Source organism: Pseudomonas sp. P4_C3, assembly GCF_056402075.1.
Map to the genome: position 1 here is coordinate 1 of NZ_JBFUIC010000538.1, position 1,886 is coordinate 1,886.

General features: G+C 44.0%; 2 protein-coding genes. Both read right to left on the reverse strand.

Annotation, left to right across the window (positions count from 1 at the left end):
- Nucleotides 1–311: 311 nt before the first annotated feature.
- Nucleotides 312–1,181 carry a hypothetical protein gene (locus AC1DVH_RS30345; RefSeq protein ID WP_477756901.1) on the reverse strand — a complete coding sequence of 290 codons (870 nt, stop codon included), beginning with the start codon at nucleotides 1,179–1,181 and terminating at the stop codon, nucleotides 312–314.
- On the reverse strand, nucleotides 1,178–1,633 hold the full coding sequence (locus tag AC1DVH_RS30350; protein ID WP_477756902.1) for a hypothetical protein: 456 nt from the start codon (nucleotides 1,631–1,633) through the stop codon (nucleotides 1,178–1,180). Before AC1DVH_RS30350 ends, AC1DVH_RS30345 begins: the two co-directional genes overlap by 4 nt.
- Between the last annotated feature and the right edge of the window lie 253 nt (nucleotides 1,634–1,886).

A 1,886-nucleotide genomic window follows, 5' to 3' on the forward strand; every position in this document is an offset into this window, starting at 1 on the left:
CGAACTGGGTTGAGCAGCGCGGGGCAGCCGACGTCGCCGACAACGTACGTGGCGCCTTGGAGGCCATCGACCGGAATGAAGAATTCATCAAGATGACGCTTGCGGTATTTATAACACCCGAGTAAGCCTCTATCCGTCATCAGCACATGCGATAGGCCGATGATGGATTGGAACAACTGATCATAAAGTGAGCTCTGTGACAGAGTTTGACGAATATGCATTCGGTTTCTGTGGAGGTAGACAGGTACCATTCTTCATGTCCAACAAAGAAAAGAAAAACGGACAAACACTGTTTTGCCCCACCCGTAGATTTATTGAAAATAACCCATAATATTTTGCGAACTTGCTTTCTTAGGGCTTAGTTCAACATGCTTAATAACCGACTGCGGCACTTGCCAGGTTTTCTTCAAATCAACACTTTTAGCTCTTTCTGCCACATAGAAGACGCCTTCTGACTTCACGATCAGATACAGAGGATGCCCGTCCTGAAACCTACTCCCATCACTAAGTGTAATAACTATATCCGGCTTATCTAACGCGCCTGAAAACTCGAGAAATCCGACAATTCTCCCACACGCACGGGCCATGTCCAAAGCTAGAAAAACATACACTAACAGAATCAGAAAGCGCCCCCCGACAGAGAGACTCATCAGAAAATTAGAAAAAGAAAACCTTCTAAACGACAGCAGCAGGACAACAACCAACGAAATAGGCAATGGCCCAATCAACAAAAACCACTTCAGAAAGTGAGTAACTTGATGAGTAAGCTGCTCATTCTGCTCGCGTAACGCACTGTCTTTTAGTGCCCCCGAGAGCCAACCCGACAAAGTTTCCACATTACTCCAATATATGTTTATGGCCCAGCCACTAAACAAAAAAAGGACAATGAAAAGTGGTACATTATCGCACAATGCCCTACTAAAACTTTCTTTCTTCCTAGCTTCCGAGCTGACAACCATCCAGATGACAAGCCCGGCCAGAAAAAATATAACAACAAAAGTCCGAATACTGTCTGCCACGGGAATCTTTATATCGGAACCATTAATAAAATAGAAATCAAAGTAGCTGGTATAAAAATAATTACCAATATACGTTGCCACTGCAAAAAGCAAAGAGACTACTGCACCCACCTCTACCTTTGAGCGAGCCCACTCGAGTAAACTTTTTATCTGTTCGTTCACGATATAATTCTTTCAATGCGTGTCGCGGACACCCCAAACCTTCTTACAAGATAAGCATACAGTGCCGCAATTGCGAATACGACAAGCGATAACAATGACCCCGTCACCATAGTTTTTAAATACACCGAAACAAAATGATTATGAACATTCAATAAATCAACAAGCCACACTGCAAACGCCCCTGTAAAAACCTCGATGGCAGGAATTAACTGCAGTGCTACTTTGACCAGCACTCCCACCTTTAGCGACGTCAAAAATTCATGCTTCATCTTCAAAATCGCCCATGCCTCTATAAAGGTATAAATACAGGCAAAAGAGATAATCCCGGCCAACATCGCTATTATTTTTACTACACCACTATAGTCCGTCAGCACGGCGGCAACAAAGCTAGCAACAGCACTCAATGACACTAGCAAACACCACTTAATAAATAGTTTTAATGTAATATCCATTCGTTGTATCTCCTGCATTGGCTCACACATTCGTAGTGGCTACTCATGCTGAGTGTAKTCGCACCTGCATAAACTGAGGGAAACGCTGATCTACTCGGCTTTTCGCCCCCAAGGCGCCCTACAAGCCTTGATTTATAAGGGGGCAATATCTGAATTTTGAATTAATCAGCACCTCCTTAGGCTCTGTACGAAAACCCTTGAAACACCGAAATGGGTAGAATCGCCGCTATCAAAGGCAGGAGCTCCTGATGGC

Bases quoted from the DNA above. Each gene is read 5' to 3' on its own strand.
- AC1DVH_RS30350 (WP_477756902.1), bottom strand. From the start codon at position 1,633: ATGGATATTACATTAAAACTATTTATTAAGTGGTGTTTGCTAGTGTCA.